Here is a 14,935-nt window from a genome sequence, read left to right on the forward strand (position 1 = left end):
TCCCACCCCGGAGGACTCGATGACGGTACGCGAGCAGGTCCCGCTGCGCGCCGCGCCCTCGCGCAGGCCGACGCACGCGGTCGGCCTGCTGGTCTGGGCGCTCGCGCTGGTCGCCTGGGTCGGCGTCGTCGGGCTGCCGAAGCAGCCTTTCCTGGTCGTCGGCTGGGCCTGGCTGGCAGTCGTCGCGTACGACGTCCGCCGGCCGTGGCGCTACCACCTGGAGTTCCTCCGCGACTGGTCGCCGTTCCTGGTCCTGCTGCTGCTCTACATGTGGAGCCGCGGACTCGCCGACAACCTCGGCATCGGGGTGCACGTCACCGAGCCGGTCGACGTCGACCGCTGGCTCTTCGGCGGCACGCTGCCGACCGAGTACCTCCAGGCGCACCTGTGCGGGGTGCCGTGCGAGCGCTCGATGCCGCCGCGCTGGTACGACGTGGGGCTGACCACCGTCTACTACTCGCACTTCTTCGTCACGCTGTGCGTCGCCGTCTGGTTGTGGCTGCGGGACCGCGCCTCCTGGCTCGGCTACGTCCGCCGCTACCTCTCCCTGTTCGTGGTCGCGCTGGTCGGCTACGTCCTCTACCCGATGGCGCCGCCGTGGATGGCCGCGCGCGACGGCGTCATCTCCCCCGACGTCGCCCGGATCACCGGGCGCGGCTGGTTCGACCTCGGCCACCACGGCGTCACCGGCCAGCAACGGCTCTCGGCCGTCGGCAACCAGGTGGCGGCGATGCCGTCGCTGCACGCCGCGCTGGCCCTGTTCGTGGCCGTGTACGCCGTGACCCGGTTGCGGAGCCCGTGGCGGTGGCTGCTCCTGCTCTACCCCGCGGCGATGGCGTTCCTGCTCGTCTACTACGCCGAGCACTACGTGCTGGACATCCTGGCCGGCTGGGCCGTCGTCGCGGTCGTGATGTGGGGCTGGGCCCGCTGGGACCGGCGCAGCTCGACCTAGGCGTCGTTCAGCCCCGGAGCACCTTCTCCATCGGCCTGCCCTTCGCGAGCTCGTCGACGAGCTTGTCGAGGTAGCGGATCTTCTGCATCAGCGGGTCCTCGACCTCCTCGACCCTGATCCCGCAGACGGCACCGGTGATGAGCCCGGCGTTCGGATTCAGGTGCGCGGCGGCGAAGAAGTCCTCGAACGTGGTGCCGTCCGCGAGGTGCTGCTTCAGCTCGGCCTCGTCGAAGCCGGTGAGCCAGCGGATCACCTCGTCCAGCTCGGCGTTCGTCCGCCCCTTCTTCTCCACCTTGGCCACGTAGTGCGGGTAGACCGAGGCCACGCTGGTGGTGAAGATCCGGTGCATGGTCCCGAGGGTAGACCGGTCAGGCGGCGGGCGGCCCGTCGATGACTCGGGGCACGTACTCGACCAGCTGGATCCGGCCGTCGAAGGTGCGGCTGTCGACCAGGTCGAGCAGGACGTCGGGATAGCCGTCGTAGATCCGCTCGCTCCCGGTGGCGCCGGTGATCACCGGGAAGATGACGACCCGGAACCGGTCGACCAGACCCGCGGCCAGCAGGGTGCGGCACAGCATCAGGCTGCCGATGGTGCGCATCGACCGGTCGCCGTTCTCCTTGAGCTCCCGGACCGCCGCCACCGGGTCGCCGGTGACGAGTCGCGAGTTCTCCCAGGTGAGCGGCTCTACCAGCGTGCTGGAGAAGACGACCTTCGAGAACCGGCCCAGCACGTCGGTCCCCGGCTCGCCCCCGGCGGCGAAGCCGGACATCAGCCGATAGGTCTTCGCGCCCAGGAGCACGACGTGATCCTGCTCCGGACTCTCGGCCAGCCAGCCCAGGTACTCGGGTCCTTCCAGGCCCCACCAGCCCGGCCACCCCTCTGCCGAGGCGTAACCGTCGAGCGAGGTGATGAAGTCGACGACGAGCTCGGGCATCGGGTCCTCCTCGGGGACGGGTTCTCCCCGAGCCTGCCCCGGGCGGCGCTCCGGAAACCAGCTGTGCCCGCTGCTGGTCGAGACGGCCGACGGCGGCTGAGCGGGCGGCACTACCGTTGCACCCATGAAGGCACTGCTGCTGGAAGGCATCCACCCCGCCGCCGTCGAGGTCCTCGAGCGCAACGGGTTCGAGGTGGACCTGCGCGCGGGCGCGCTGTCCGAGGACCAGCTGGTCGAGGAGCTTCCCGGTGTCTCCGTCCTGGGCATCCGCTCCAACACGCACCTGACCGCGCGTGCGCTCGACGCCGCGCCGGACCTGCTGGCCGTCGGCTGCTTCTGCATCGGCACCAACCAGGTCGACCTGCCGGCCGCGACCGCGCGCGGGCTCGGCGTCTTCAACGCGCCGTACTCGAACACGCGCAGCGTCGTGGAGCTGGTCATCGGCGAGATCATCGCGCTCGCCCGGCGGCTGACCGAGAAGACCGAGCGGATGCACGAGGGCGTCTGGGACAAGTCGGCCCGCGGCAGCCACGAGATCCGCGGCCGCACCCTCGGGATCGTCGGCTACGGCAACATCGGCACCCAGCTCTCGAACATGGCCGAGGCGATCGGCATGCGGGTGGTCTTCTACGACACTGCCGACCGGCCGGCGCACGGCAACGCGCGCCGGATGCACTCGCTGCACGACCTGCTCGGCGTCGCCGACGTGGTCAGCCTCCACGTCGACGGCCGCCCCGGGAACGCCGGCTTCTTCGGCGCCGACGAATTCGCGGCGATGCGGCCGCGCTCGATGTTCATCAACGCCTCCCGCGGCATGGTCGTCGACTACGAGGCCCTGCGGGACAACCTCGTCAGCGGCCACATCTCCGGTGCGGCCGTAGACGTCTTCCCGGTGGAGCCGAAGGCGCAGGGCGACGGGTTCGAGTCGGTCCTCCGCGGCCTCGACAACGTCATCCTCACCCCGCACATCGGCGGGTCCACCCAGGAGGCGCAGGAGGAGATCGGCCACTTCGTCGCCGGCAAGCTGTCGGCGTACCTGAAGGAGGGCAACACCTCCCTCTCGGTCAACCTCCCCGCCGTGCTCGCCGCCCCGCTCGCCGAGGGCTTCCGGGTCGGATTCCTGCACCGCAACGTGCCGGGCGTCCTGGCGGAGTTCAACGCGCTGTTCGCCGCCGAGGGCGACAACGTCACCGGGCAGCAGCTCGCCACCGTCGGGGACGTCGGGTACGTCGTCGCGGACGTGGCCAAGCCGCCGTCGGACGAGGCGATCGACCAGCTGCGCGCCTCCGAGCACAGCCTCTGGGTGCGCCGCTGGTAGCGGACAGCACTGTTGGCCCGCTGTTCAACGGGAGGCACGCCGCACCCTCTGGCGTGTCGCGCCGGACTCGCTGCACGATAACCGGAACCGAACGGTCCCAATTCTCGGCAGAGGGAGTGCAGTCGTGGTCAGGAATGCTCGTGTACGACTCGTGGCGGTGCTGACGCCACTCGCGTTGGCAGCAGCGGTCACGGCGGTGCCGGACAGGGCGGTCGCACTGTCCCCGGACGTCGTCATCTCGGCGGTGTACGGCGGCGGCGGCAACTCCGGCGCCACGTTCAAGAACGACTTCGTCGAGCTCGCGAACCCGACCGGCAACCCGGTCAGCGTCGACGGCTGGAGCGTGCAGTACACGAGCGCCGCGGGCGCGGTCTTCCAGATGACCGCCCTGTCCGGCTCGATCCCGGCACACGGGCGCTACCTGGTCCAGGAGGCCGCCGGCGCCGGCGGCACGCTGAGCCTGCCCACCCCGGACGCGGCCGGGTCGGTCCCGATGTCCGCGACCTCCGGCGTGGTCGCGCTCGTCACGGCCCAGGTCCCGCTGGTCGGCTGCGGCACCTCCTGCGCCACCGCGCCGAACGTCAAGGACCTCGTCGGGTACGGCGCCACGGCCAACGCCGAGACGCTCGCCGCGCCCGGCCTCAGCAACACCACCGCGGACGCGCGCGCCGCCACGCTGGTCGACACCGACGACAACAGCGCCGACTTCGCTGCCGGGGTGCCCCGAGCCACGAACACGGCCGGCACCACGGTCACGGCGACCGACACCCCCGGCGGCGGCGACCCGACCCCGGGGGCGCTCCGGATCCACGACATCCAGGGCAGCGGCCGGATCTCCCCGGTCGTCGGCCAGAACATCACCAACGTGCCCGGGATCGTGACCCGGGTCCGGAGCACCGGCAGCGCCCGCGGCTTCTGGATCCAGGACCCGACGGCCGACGCCGACCCGCTGACCAGCGAGGGCGTCTTCGTCTTCCGGGGCTCGACCACGCCGACGGTCGCCGTCGGCGACTCGGTCCTGGTCAGCGGCCGGGTCACCGAGTTCCGGCCGGCCGCCGGGGCGCAGTCCCTCACCGAGCTCGGCGGCACCGTCACGACCACCACGCTGAGCACCGGCAACGCCCTGCCCGCCGCGGAGCCGGTCGCGCTCCCCGCCACCTACACCAAGTCCGGCGCGCTCGAGACCCAGCCGCTGGAGCCGGCCGGCTACGCGCTCGACTGGCTGGAGGTCCACGAGGGCATGCGGGTCACGCTCGACCAGGACACCCGCCTGGTCGCGCCGGTCGACACCGCGTTCGACGAGATCTGGGTGACCACCCGGCCGACGCAGAACCCGACGCCGCGCGGTGGCACGATCTACGGCTCCTACGACGACCCGAACAGCGGCCGCCTGATGATCGTCGCCCCCGGTGACGTCGCCGGCGCCGATGTCGGGTCGGTGCTCGCCGCGGGCACGACCGGCCCGGTCGACTACCAGTCGTTCGGCGGCTACGTCATCGCGGCCGGCAACGTCGGCGCGATCACGCCGAGCGCGCTGAAGCGCCAACAGGTGACGCCGACGATCAAGAAGAAGGACGTCTCCGTCGCGACGTACAACGTGGAGAACCTGGACGCCGCCGACCCCGCCGCCAAGTTCAGCCAGCTCGCCCGGGGCATCGTCACCAACCTCGGGTCGCCGGACATCGTGGCGCTGGAGGAGGTCCAGGACGACAACGGCCCGGTCGACGACGGCACCGTCGCGGCGGACCAGACGATGGCGAAGCTCGTCGCGGCGATCCAGGCGGCCGGCGGGCCGGCGTACTCGTGGCGCTCGGTCGACCCGGTCGACGACGCCGACGGCGGCGAGCCGGGTGGCAACATCCGCCAGGTCTTCCTGTTCAACCCGAACGGCGGCGGGGGCGTCTCCTTCGTCGACCGGGCCGGCGGCACCTCGACGACCGGCGTGAGCGTCGTCCAGGGCAAGAAGAACGCGGTGACGCTGTCGGCGTCGCCGGGCCGGATCGACCCGACGAACTCCGCCTGGAGCTCGAGCCGCAAGCCGCTGGTCGGCGAGTTCACCTACGGCAACGACCGGCTGTTCGTGATCGCGAACCACTTCAACTCCAAGGGCGGGGACTACCCGCTGTCGGCGGCGGTCCAGCCGCCGGTGCGGAGCAGCGAGACGCAGCGCACGCAGCAGGCCACCCTGGTGCACGACTTCGTCCAGGACCTCGCCACCAAGAGCGCCGGGAAGGCGAAGGTGATCGTGCTCGGCGACCTGAACGACTACCAGTTCAGCCCGGTGCTGCAGACACTGACCGGCAACGGCACGCTGCTGCGGAACCTGTGGGACACGCTGCCGGCGGACCAGCGTTACAGCTACGTCTTCGACGGCAACTCCCAAGTCCTGGACCACACGCTGGTCAGCCCGGCGATCCGGTACTTCCAGTACGGGGTCGTGCACATCAACGCGGAGTTCAGCGACCAGGCCTCCGACCACGACCCGCAGGTGATGCGGATCCTCAGCGGGTGCGAGGGCGACGACGTGCCGGTGCGGTGCCTGCCGTCGAACCCGGTGGTCGACGTTCCCTAGCCTGAGCGCGGCCGGGCGCTGGGGGACGCACCCTTCAGCGCTCGGCCGCCCCGAAACGCACCTCGCTGATCGCGGTGGTGTTCCGGGGGCCGGGGGCGACGGCGAGGATCTCCAGGGTCACCTCGTGGGTCGCTGTCGCCGGCACCCGCAGCGTCTGCACCGAGCGCTTCTTCGGGTCCGGGTCGAGGGTCTGCTCGACGACGGACCCGTCGCCGAAGGTCCATCGCACCTGGGTGATCCGGTTGTTCTCGGCGTACCGGTCGGTGCCGCTGGCGGGGTCCGTCTTCGCGTACCCGGGGACCAGGCCGACCTCGGCGACCTCGACGTCGTCGGGCAGCGCGAAGCGGAGCTTCTCCCCCACCGCGTCGCCGTCGCAGCGCCACGCCGTGGACGGATCGCCGTCGAGGGTGTTGGCAGCCCGGTAGCGGACCGGCTTGCCGGCGGAGTCGACCCCGGGCCGCGCGGTGCAGGACGCCGCCGCACCGGTCGCGTCCACCCGGCCGACCTTGCCGTCCCAGGCGCCGCCGGTGGACGTCGGGGACTTCTCGGTCGATCTCTGGGTCGATCTCTGGGCCGTCGGCGACGCGCTCGGGCCCGGCGGGTTCGGCTCGTCGTCACCGACGAGCTTGCCGATGCCGTAGGCGCCGAGGACCAGGAGGAGGGCCAGGGCGGCGAGCAGCGCCGGGACCAGCCAGCCGGGGCGGCCCGGGTCGTCGGCACGCACCGGCTCCGCCGCGAACTCCTCGGCGACCTCGTCGGCGACCGGGACCTCCGCGGACGCCGCGTGGGCGGGGGTGCGGTGCCGGCCGGTGGCCGGATCCGCGTGCACGACGTCCTCGGCCTCGAGGGCGCGACGGTACGCCTCGTTGTACGCGGCCAGGTACTCCTCCGGCAGCTCGGGCGGAGGGTTCTCCGGCGACTCGGGCCCGGACATGGCGGTGAGCCTACCCAAGCGGACGTACGGCGCGACGCGGTGTTCCGCAGGAAAGAACTACGCCCCCGTGCCAGCGGCACGGGGGCGCAGTCCAGCGAACTGGCAGGAGCTTAGATCGAGACCGCGACCTCGGCGACGACGCCCTTGGCGGCGGTCACCTTGCTGTCGACGGGCTCGGCCTGCGGCGCGAGGGTCCGCAGGGTCCACTCCCCGGGGCCGGCGAAGAACCGGAAGTGGCCGGTGGCCGAGGTCGGGACCTCGGCGGTGAACTCACCGGTCCTGTCGAGCAGCCGGACGTACGCCGTCGCCACCGGCTCGCCGGCCTTGGTCACCTGACCCTGGATGATGGCCTCCTTGGCGACGTCGATCCCGTCGAGGGACAGACCGCCCGCGGTCGCGCCGCACATCAGGCTTCACCCGCCTCGTCACCGAGGGCGACCGGGACGCCGACGAGCGAGCCGTACTCGGTCCAGGAACCGTCGTAGTTCTTGACGTTGTCCTGGCCCAGCAGCTCCTTGAGGACGAACCAGGTGTGGCTCGAGCGCTCGCCGATGCGGCAGTAGGCGATGGTGTCCTTGTTCCAGTCGACGCCGGCCTCGGTGTAGATCTCGCGCAGCTCGTCGTCGCTGCGGAAGGTGCCGTCGTCGTTGGCCGCCTTGCTCCACGGGACGCTGGCCGCGGTCGGGATGTGCCCGGCGCGCTGGGCCTGCTCCTGCGGGAGGTGGGCCGGGGCGAGCAGCCGGCCGGCGTACTCGTCGGGGCTGCGGACGTCGACCAGGTTCTGGGTGCCGATGGCGGCCACGACCTCGTCGCGGAACGCCCGGATCGAGCCGTCCTGCTCCTGCGCGGTGTAGCTGGTGGCGTCGAGCTTGACCGGCTCGTCGGTCAGCTCGCGGGCGTCGAGCTCCCACTTCTTGCGGCCGCCGTCGAGCAGCTTGACGTCCTGGTGGCCGTAGAGCTTGAAGTACCAGTAGGCGTAGGCGGCGAACCAGTTGTTGTTGCCGCCGTACAGGACGACGGTGTGGTCGTTGCTGACGCCCTTGTCGGAGAGGAGGGCCTCGAACTGCGCCTTGTTGACGAAGTCGCGACGGACCTGGTCCTGCAGGTCGGTGGTCCAGTCGAGCTTGATGGCTCCCCGGATGTGGCTGCGGTCGTAGGCGCTGGTGTCCTCGTCGACCTCGATCAGGACCACCGTCGGGTCGTCGAGGTGCTCGGCTACCCAGTCGGCGTTGACGAGAGCGGTTTCGCGGCTCATGGAGTGATTCGCTTTCTTCTGGTGGGAACTTCGGTGGGCGGTGCTCGGACGGTGCGCCGTCAGGCGGCGGAACCGGCCTTGGCGGGGGCGAGACGGCGTGCGAGCAGGTAGAGCTCGCACCCCAGGCAGAACCCGAAGACTGCGTTGAGAGTCGCAGCCACGAGTGCGAACCCGGTCGCGATCGCCCCCAGGAGCGTCGCGCCGGACAGGTAGCCGGTGAGGGCCAGGATCGTGAACCCCAGGCCGACGGCCTGGGCGAAGCGGGGCGGCTGCGGGTCCTCGAGGTGATCGGGAGCCGCCAGCCGCGGCCGGACCACGTTCTTGAACACGTACGCCGTCGGGGTGAACTGCACGCCGCGGAACGCGCCGATCGCGAAGAACACGGCCTGGACGCCCAGCAGGACGTTCGCGAGCGTGGACGGGGCGACCAGCAGGACGACGGTGAACAGCACCAGCGTGACGCTCGCGGTGAAGCGAGGGCCGCGCGGGTCGATCTGAGCGGGTGACGGACTCATGGGTGTTCTCCTGGGAACGTGCCTGACGGGAGGGGGAACAGGGACGCACAGCCGGGAACGATCACCGCGGCGGTCACGAGCTCAGGGAGACCCGGTGGGGTCGGTCCGGAAGAGGTCGGGGCGTCCGGTCAGGACATTCGACACAGGGACGAGCGCACGCGGCAGTGGTCCACCGCACGGCGCTTCGTCAACAGGGTCGAGAACATGGAAGGAAGCCTAGGGGGCTCGCCTCCGGGCACGGAAATGGCGGTACCAACATGTGGGACCGCTGTCCGATAGTTGAGACTCCAGGCGGGAAAGTCTCCGAATTCAGTGCCTCGCGGAGGCCGCGAGGATGGCCTCGAAACGGTCCGCGCAGCCCTCCAACGCGAACTCGCGCTCGGCCAGCGCCCGGGCCTGCTTGCCCAGCCGGGCCTGCTCCTCGTCGTCGGCCAGTACGTCGCGCACCCACGCGCCGGCAGCCGCGAGCGAGCCCTCCTGCGGCGGCAGCACGCAGCCGTCCACCCCGGCCACCAGCTGCGAGGCCAGGTTCTCGGCCGGCATCAGCCCCAGGATCGGACGGCCCGCGCACAGGTAGGACAGCGTCTTGGACGGCACCGAGAAGGCGCCCGCGCTCTGCTCCAGCAGCACGACCAGGACGTCCCCGGACCCGAGGACCTCCGAGAGCCGCTCGTAGGGCTGGAACGGCAGCAGCGTGAGCGGGACGCCGAGGCGCTCCGCCTCGGCGCGCAGCACCGGCTCGGCCGGGCCCTCGTTGACCACGACCAGGCGCACCGGGGTGCCCTCGTCCATCACCGCGCGGGCCACGCCGACCAGCAGCGCGGGGTTGTGCTTCAGGCCCAGCGTCCCCGAGTAGAGCAGCGTCTTCTCGTCGTCCAGCCCCTGCTCGCGCGACCAGGCGTTGGTCCGGTCGACCGGGAAGATCTCGTCGAGCGGCGCCCAGTTCGGGATCACCGTGGTCTTGTCCGCGGTTCCCCACTCCCGGTGCACGTCGACGAACGAGTCGGCGATCACCACCACCGCCGCCGCCCGCCGGGAGACCCAGCGCTCGGCGACGGTGAACACCGCGGCGACCAGGCGGAAGCCACGGCCGAGCTTGTCGCCCGCGAACGCCTTCACCGCGACCGCGTAGACGTCCTGGTGCCACAGCACCCACGGCTTGCGCAGCAGCATCATGCCGAGCGCGAAGACCACCAGCGTCGGGATCTGCGCGTTCGACAGCATCGCCACGTCGGCCCGGGTGCGGCGTACCTGACCGAGCAGCTGGATCCCGAGCCAGGCCTCGACCAGGACCCGCTTCACGAAGCGGTCCTTCTCGATCGGCGTGCTCGGACCCACCGGCTCGATCACCAGCGAGTCACCGGGCTCGGTCTCCAGACGGCCCTTCCCGGAGACCCAGGCCGGGCAGTAGGAGTGCGTCACCTGGTGGCCGCGCCGAGCCAGCTCGCGGCTCAGCTCGACCTGGAACGGGTGACCGGAGAAGTCGTGGACCAGCAGTCGCATCAGCCGAGCGAGCGCTTGACCTCGTCGTACACCCAGGCGTAGGTCTTCGCCAGACCGTCGGCCAGCGTGATCGACGGGGCCCAGTCGTAGATCTCCTTGATCAGGGTGTTGTCCGAGTTGCGGCCGCGGACGCCCTGCGGGGCGGAGAGGTCGTAGTCGCGCGTGCACTTGATGCCGGCGATGTCCTCGACGATGTCGACGAGCTGGTTGATCGAGACGAGCTCGTCCGACCCCAGGTTCACCGGGACGTTGCTGTCGCCCTTGAGGATCATCTGCGAGCCCTGGACGCAGTCGTCGATGTACATGAAGGACCGGGTCTGGTTGCCGTCGCCCCAGATGTCGATCGTGTGCTGACCGGTGATCGCGGCGGTGGCGATCTTGCGGCAGACCGCGGCCGGCGCCTTCTCGCGACCGCCGGTCCAGGTGCCGTTGGGGCCGTAGACGTTGTGGTAGCGCGCCACCCGCGTGGTCAGACCGAAGTCCTCCTCGAAGTGGCGGCACATCCGCTCGGTGAACAGCTTCTCCCAGCCGTAGCCGTCCTCCGGCTGCGCCGGGTAGGCGTCGGCCTCGATCAGGGCGGTCACGTTCGGGTCGGTCTGCTTGCCGGCGGCGTAGACGCAGGCGGAGGAGGAGAAGAAGAGCCGCTCGACGCCGTTGTCCCGGGCGCCCTCGAGCAGGTGCGTGCTGGTCAGCACGGTCAGCATGCAGAGCGCCTTGTTGTTCTCGATGAAGCCCATGCCGCCCATGTCGGCCGCGAGGAGGTAGACCTCCTTGGCGCCCTCGGTGGCCGCCATCGCGTTCTCGAGCTTGGAGAGGTCGGCGACGACGTTCTCGACGTCGTCGTGGACCTGGTACCACTCCTCGACGGGCTTCACGTCGACCGAACGAACGCTCAGCCCCTGGCTGCGCAGGTCGGCCACGAGGTGACCACCGATGAAACCGCCGCCACCAGCGACCAGAACGTCGACGTTGCTCACGGAACTTCCTCCTGAAGAATTTGGATGTCTCGACCCGAATCGCTCTATCCGATTCAAAGGGGGGCGCGAGCGTGATGACGCTCGAACACCCCCCGGTGAGGGAAGACGCTACCTGCCCGGATCGACCCTGTCCGACGGATGCTCAACTTGCGGTCGCGACGACCTCGGCGTAGACCGCCTCGACCGCGCGGATCCAGGCATCCTCGGTGTAGCGGTCCTCGAAGACCGCCCGGCAGCGGGCCCGCAGGCCGGCGAATTCGCGCTCGGCCCGGGCGATGTCCGCCGCGACCGAGCCCGAGGTCACGAACCCGGTGCCCTCGGAGGCCACCAACGACCCGACGATCGAGTGCGAGGACGCCACCACCGGCGTGCCCGAGGCGAGCGCCTCGAGGTAGACGGTCGGCAGGCCCTCGGGCCACACGCTCGGGAAGAACAGCCCCCGCGCCCGGCGCAGCAGGTCCCGGACCTCGGTGTTGTCGCGCTGGCCGAGCAGCTCCACGGTCGGCCCGGCGACCGCGCGGATCTCGTCCTCCAGCGGACCGCTGCCGACCACCAGCAGGCTCGCGCCCTCGGGCCAGTCCCGCACCAGAGGCAGGATCCCCTTCTCGTCGCTGAGCCGGCCGACGAAGAGCCAGTGGTCGCCCGTCGGGGCCGGGTCCGCCGGGCCGGAGGGGACGAAGTTCGGCACCGTCACCAGGCGCTCGGACGGGACCCCGAAGGCGGCGTACCGGGCGCGCATGTCGTCGTTCAGGGTGATCACGCGCGCCGCCGAGGCGAGCAGCGGGTCGTCGGCGAACCGGGTGCCCAGCGCGACCGGCACCGTCTGGACCTTGCTGTCCTTGTAGCAGGCGTGGGTGACCGCGGGCCGCGCGCTGCCCCCGTCCGGGCACAACGAGCAGGGCTGACCGTCGCGGTAGAGCGTGGCGCCCGGACAGACCGGCCGGTAGTTGTGCAGCGTGGTGACGATCCGCGGGCCGAAGGCCTTCGTCCAGGATCGCCCGAAGTTGGGGAACAGGTTGTGCACGTGGACCACGTCCGGGGCGAACGCGTCCAGCTCCGCGGCCGGGCTGTACCCGCGCCCGGAGGCGACCCGGAGGCCCGCGGCGAGCGGGTAGAGCCGGGACCGCTCCAGGTCGTCGGTACGCCGCGCGACCACGAGGACCTCGTGCCCGGCGCGGCGCAGCGCGTCGACCTGCAGGTCGACGACCACGTTCTCGCCGCTCGGCACCCGGCTGGAGTAGTAGCTGTGCACCACCGCGACGCGCAGCGGTGATCCGGGTTCGTCGGGCATGGCGCACACCCTAAGGCCAGCATCCTGGACCGTCCCGACTTCGCGCCTGCCGCCGCGGGCTACGCTTCGCAGATCATGAAGCGCGCATTCATCACCGGGATCACCGGCCAGGACGGCTCCTACCTCGCCGAGCTGCTCCTCGGGAAGGGCTACGAGGTCCACGGCCTCGTCCGCCGGTCCTCCAGCATGAACCGGTCCCGGATCGACCACCTGCACAGCAACGAGAACCTGCACCTGCACTACGGCGACCTCACCGACGGCGTCGGCCTGGTCAACCTGATCCACCGGATCCGTCCGGACGAGGTCTACAACCTCGGCGCGCAGAGCCACGTCAAGGTCTCCTTCGACATGCCGGACTACACGGCGTCGACCAACGCGATCGGCACGATGCGCCTGCTCGAGGCGATCCGCGCCGCCGGGCTGGAGTGCCGCTTCTACCAGGCCTCGACCTCGGAGATGTTCGGCGCGACCCCGCCGCCGCAGAACGAGGAGTCCAAGTTCCACCCGCGGTCGCCGTACGGCGCCTCGAAGCTGCAGGCGCACTGGGTGACCGTGAACTACCGCGAGGCCTACGGCCTGTTCGCGGTCAGCGGCATCCTGTTCAACCACGAGTCCCCCCGCCGAGGCGAGAACTTCGTGACCCGCAAGATCACCAAGGCGGTCGCCGCGATCGAGGCCGGCATCCAGGAGGGCGTCGAGCTCGGCAACCTGGACGCGATCCGCGACTGGGGCTACGCCGAGGAGTACGTCGAGGGCATGTGGCGGATGCTGCAGGCCGACGAGCCCGACGACTACGTCCTCGCCACCGGCCAGGGCCACACCGTGCGGGACTTCTGCGAGGCCGCGTTCGCGCACGCCGGCCTGAACTGGCAGGACCACGTGAAGTACAACGAGTCCTTCGAGCGCCCCTCCGAGGTGGACGCCCTCATCGGCGACGCCTCCAAGGCGACCGCGCGCCTCGGCTGGAAGGCCGCGACCAACGCCCTGGACCTGGCCGCGCTCATGGTCGACGCGGACCGCCAGGAGCTGGCGCGCTTCCTGAGGGACTGAGCCACCGCCGGTCGAGGAGAGCCCGCCGCCCCACCGCCGGTCGAGGAGAGCCCGCCGCCCCACCGCCGGTCGAGGAGAGCCCGCCGCCCCACCGCTGGTTGAGGAGGGCCCGCTAGGGCCCGTCTCGAAACCCCGCACGCGCACGCACGGCCGCATGCCCCCGGCTCGACAGACCCGGAAGATCGTCGTACCGGCCCTCCATCAGGGCTTCGCGCTTCCGGCGACTCCATCCCTGGACACGCTTCTCGAAGGAATAGGCCTCGGCCACCGAGTCGAAGTGCGCCGACCAGGCGAGCTCGACAGGGCGTCGCCTGCGCGTGTACTCCGCGCCGACCCCGGCCTGGCGCTGGGCGAGACGGAGATCCAGGTGCGTGGTACTGCCGACGTAGTAGGAGTCGTCGGAGCAACGGAGGATGTAGACGAAGGCCATCTCGGCATCGTCGGGCGCCGACCGCGTTCGAGGCTGATCACGATGGCGGCCCTGTGGACACGCGCGGCTTCAGCGGGCCTGTGGTTTCGAGACGGGCGCTGCGCGCCCTCCTCAACCAGCGGGGGGCGCTGCGCGCCCTCCTCAACCAGCGGGGCGCGGGTGGAGGTAGCTACTTCGTGCGCTTGAGCCAGAGGCTCGACGGCGGGTTCGGGTCCTGCTTCAGCGGGGTGTAGTCCGCGAACCGGTCGGTCAGGAACGCTTCGTCGTAGTGCCGGACCATCGGGGTCGACAGCAGCGTCTCGAAGGAGTCGTTGAAGGCGAGGAACGCCTGCACGACCATGGCCTCGTTCCAGTAGACCGGCCAGCGCTCGCCGAAGAGCCAGGTGTCCGCGGGGAACGGGCCGTTGAAGGGGAAGTGCACGTCGTGGATGTGCACGTAGACGCCCGGCTTGACCCGCGGCAGCGCCTCCATGAACAGGAACGCCACGTCGCTGTCGATCTTGAGCGCGTGCGTGGAGTCGATGAACAGGACGTCGCCGGCCTCCAGCTCCTCGAACTTCGACAGCGGCACGTCCTGGACGAAGCCCTCGACCAGCTCGAAACCCTCGATCGTGCGCAGGGCGTCGTACGGGTAGGGCTCGATGCAGGTGATCTGCAGGGGCGAGCCCTCGGCGGCGTTCTTCGCGGCGGCCAGGCTGGTGTAGTACGTCGAGAGGCCGGACCCGATCTCCAGGTACCGGGCCGGCTTGTGCTCGCGGAGCATGTAGTAGAGCGTCCGGGCGTCGAACTGCGGGTAGCCCGGGCCGAATCCCTTGCGGGTGTTGGCCAGGTAGTCCCCGGTGCCGCTGGAGAACTCCTGCTCCCAGGTGTCGGCCAGCGAGCCGAGGTTCTTCTCCAGGACGGTCAGGTCGATGTCGACGCCGGGCAGCTCGCTCGGAACGTCCCAGCGGGCCCGGGTCTTCTCGATCTCCGAGAGCACCGGCAGCACCGAGTAGTAGTCGGCCTTCTTGACGATGTTGTAGCCGAACAGACCGAAGAACCACTGCGCTCCGCGGATCCGGCCGCGCCGGACGTTGAACACGACCCGGTCGAGGAACGAGACCAGGAACGCCGGGAGGAAGCGGGCAGCCTTCTGCTTCGGGCTGGACGGAGCGGGCTGCGAATCGGTCGACATGGGCGGGATCCTACGGCGTAGCGGTGCCC

15 protein-coding genes are annotated in these 14,935 nt (G+C 70.7%); 4 read left to right on the forward strand and 11 right to left on the reverse strand.

The window, feature by feature from the left end; genetic code table 11:
• Window positions 1-19: 19 nt before the first annotated feature.
• Complete coding sequence (locus tag AB4Y76_RS03935) at window positions 20-952, forward strand: phosphatase PAP2 family protein (protein WP_441922333.1); 933 nt, start codon at window positions 20-22, stop codon at window positions 950-952.
• 7 nt (window positions 953-959) lie between these two features.
• On the opposite strand, the gene AB4Y76_RS03940 is transcribed toward AB4Y76_RS03935, so the two are convergent.
• Window positions 960-1,301, reverse strand: coding sequence for a DUF2200 domain-containing protein (locus AB4Y76_RS03940; RefSeq protein WP_441922334.1), 342 nt, complete (start codon window positions 1,299-1,301; stop codon window positions 960-962).
• Window positions 1,302-1,320: 19 nt separating this feature from the next.
• Window positions 1,321-1,887, reverse strand: a complete 567-nt coding sequence (locus AB4Y76_RS03945) for a dihydrofolate reductase family protein (RefSeq protein WP_441922336.1) — start codon at window positions 1,885-1,887, stop codon at window positions 1,321-1,323.
• 124 nt (window positions 1,888-2,011) lie between these two features.
• Between AB4Y76_RS03945 and serA the strand changes: the two genes are divergently transcribed.
• Both serA and AB4Y76_RS03955 read left to right on the forward strand, forming a co-directional pair.
• Entirely contained in the window at window positions 2,012-3,205 is a 1,194-nt protein-coding gene (gene serA, locus AB4Y76_RS03950) for a phosphoglycerate dehydrogenase (protein WP_441922338.1), read from the forward strand.
• A gap of 157 nt (window positions 3,206-3,362) precedes the next feature.
• Window positions 3,363-5,777, forward strand: a complete 2,415-nt coding sequence (locus tag AB4Y76_RS03955; RefSeq protein ID WP_441922340.1) for an endonuclease/exonuclease/phosphatase family protein — start codon at window positions 3,363-3,365, stop codon at window positions 5,775-5,777.
• A gap of 34 nt (window positions 5,778-5,811) precedes the next feature.
• Here AB4Y76_RS03955 and AB4Y76_RS03960 read toward each other — a convergent pair whose 3' ends face one another.
• The 7 genes from AB4Y76_RS03960 to AB4Y76_RS03990 form a co-directional block, all read right to left on the reverse strand.
• A complete protein-coding gene (locus tag AB4Y76_RS03960; protein ID WP_441922342.1) occupies window positions 5,812-6,711 on the reverse strand; it encodes an NADase-type glycan-binding domain-containing protein in 900 nt (299 codons plus the stop codon).
• Between the two features lie 110 nt (window positions 6,712-6,821).
• Complete coding sequence (locus AB4Y76_RS03965; protein WP_441922344.1) at window positions 6,822-7,118, reverse strand: DUF1416 domain-containing protein; 297 nt, start codon at window positions 7,116-7,118, stop codon at window positions 6,822-6,824.
• Window positions 7,118-7,966 carry a sulfurtransferase gene (locus AB4Y76_RS03970; RefSeq protein WP_441922346.1) on the reverse strand — a complete coding sequence of 283 codons (849 nt, stop codon included), beginning with the start codon at window positions 7,964-7,966 and terminating at the stop codon, window positions 7,118-7,120. Before AB4Y76_RS03970 ends, AB4Y76_RS03965 begins: the two co-directional genes overlap by 1 nt.
• 59 nt (window positions 7,967-8,025) lie before the next feature.
• Window positions 8,026-8,481: a DUF4395 domain-containing protein gene (locus tag AB4Y76_RS03975; RefSeq protein ID WP_441922348.1), complete on the reverse strand. Its 456-nt coding sequence runs from the start codon at window positions 8,479-8,481 to the stop codon at window positions 8,026-8,028.
• A 309-nt stretch (window positions 8,482-8,790) separates the two neighbouring features.
• Window positions 8,791-9,984: a glycosyltransferase family 4 protein gene (locus AB4Y76_RS03980; RefSeq protein WP_441922350.1), complete on the reverse strand. Its 1,194-nt coding sequence runs from the start codon at window positions 9,982-9,984 to the stop codon at window positions 8,791-8,793.
• Window positions 9,984-10,961: an NAD-dependent epimerase/dehydratase family protein gene (locus AB4Y76_RS03985; RefSeq protein WP_441922352.1), complete on the reverse strand. Its 978-nt coding sequence runs from the start codon at window positions 10,959-10,961 to the stop codon at window positions 9,984-9,986. The genes AB4Y76_RS03980 and AB4Y76_RS03985 overlap by 1 nt, the downstream gene beginning before the upstream one ends.
• 142 nt (window positions 10,962-11,103) lie before the next feature.
• Entirely contained in the window at window positions 11,104-12,252 is a 1,149-nt protein-coding gene (locus AB4Y76_RS03990; RefSeq protein ID WP_441922354.1) for a glycosyltransferase family 4 protein, read from the reverse strand.
• 75 nt (window positions 12,253-12,327) lie between these two features.
• Here AB4Y76_RS03990 and gmd point away from each other — a divergent pair, with 75 nt between their 5' ends.
• Complete coding sequence (gene gmd, locus AB4Y76_RS03995; RefSeq protein WP_441922356.1) at window positions 12,328-13,302, forward strand: GDP-mannose 4,6-dehydratase; 975 nt, start codon at window positions 12,328-12,330, stop codon at window positions 13,300-13,302.
• Window positions 13,303-13,414: 112 nt separating this feature from the next.
• On the opposite strand, the gene AB4Y76_RS04000 is transcribed toward gmd, so the two are convergent.
• Together AB4Y76_RS04000 and AB4Y76_RS04005 are read right to left on the reverse strand one after the other, a co-directional pair.
• Entirely contained in the window at window positions 13,415-13,732 is a 318-nt protein-coding gene (locus AB4Y76_RS04000) for a GIY-YIG nuclease family protein (protein WP_441922358.1), read from the reverse strand.
• A gap of 169 nt (window positions 13,733-13,901) precedes the next feature.
• Complete coding sequence (locus tag AB4Y76_RS04005; RefSeq protein WP_441922360.1) at window positions 13,902-14,906, reverse strand: class I SAM-dependent methyltransferase; 1,005 nt, start codon at window positions 14,904-14,906, stop codon at window positions 13,902-13,904.
• Window positions 14,907-14,935: the final 29 nt, after the last annotated feature.

It is taken from the genome of Marmoricola sp. RAF53 (assembly GCF_052114005.1).
GTDB lineage: Bacteria > Actinomycetota > Actinomycetes > Propionibacteriales > Nocardioidaceae > Marmoricola.